This window comes from Variovorax sp. P4_B10 (assembly GCF_056402375.1).
Genome location: NZ_JBFUHN010000184.1, coordinates 1 through 831 on the forward strand (window position 1 = coordinate 1; position 831 = coordinate 831).

Here is an 831-nt window from a genome sequence, read left to right on the forward strand (position 1 = left end):
GTCTCAGCCTGCCGGCCGTCATCACCACCGACTTGCGCCTGAACGAGCCGCGCTACGTCACCCTGCCCAACATCATGAAGGCCAAGAAGAAGACGCTCGACGTCTTCAAGCCCGAAGACCTGGGCGTCGATGTGAAGCCCCGCCTGAAGACCCTGAAGGTCAGCGAGCCGCCCAAGCGCGGTGCCGGCATCAAGGTGCCCGACGTGGCGACGCTGGTGGACAAACTGAAGAACGAAGCCAAAGTGATCTGAGGAACAACGACATGACCGCACTTGTTATTGCCGAACACGACCACGCGACCGTCAAGCCCGCGACCCTCAACACCGTGACCGCCGCGCTCGCCTGCGGSGGCGACGTGCACATCCTCGTGGCCGGCGCCAACGCCGCCGAAGCCGGCAAGGCCGCCGCCCAGATCGTGGGCGTGGCCAAGGTGATCGTGGCCGACAGCCCGAGCCTGGCCGAGAACCTGGCCGAGAACGTYGCCGCCCAGGTGCTGGCGATCGCGGCCAACTACAGCCACATCCTGTTCCCCTCGACCGCCAACGGCAAGAACGTGGCCCCGCGCGTGGCCGCCAAGCTCGATGTCGCCCAGATCTCCGACATCACCAAGGTCGACAGCCCGGACACCTTCGAGCGGCCGATCTATGCGGGCAACGCGATCGCCACCGTGCAGAGCGCAGACCCGATCAAGGTGATCACGGTGCGCACGACCGGCTTCGATGCCGCCGCTGCCACCGGTGGCAGCGCCACCGTCGAAACCGCCGAAGGCGTCGCAGACAGCGGCAAGAGCAGCTTCGTGGGCCGGGAAGTCACCAAGAGCGAGCGCCCCGA

1 protein-coding gene and 1 pseudogene are annotated in these 831 nt (G+C 66.7%); both read left to right on the forward strand.

Annotated elements, in window-relative coordinates; genetic code table 11:
• A partial coding sequence (locus tag AC1DXX_RS33365; protein WP_478138479.1) for an electron transfer flavoprotein subunit beta/FixA family protein occupies positions 1 to 251 on the forward strand: 251 nt, incomplete at its 5' end.
• An 11-nt stretch (positions 252 to 262) separates the two neighbouring features.
• Positions 263 to 831: pseudogene (locus tag AC1DXX_RS33370) on the forward strand (electron transfer flavoprotein subunit alpha/FixB family protein); the annotation flags it as partial.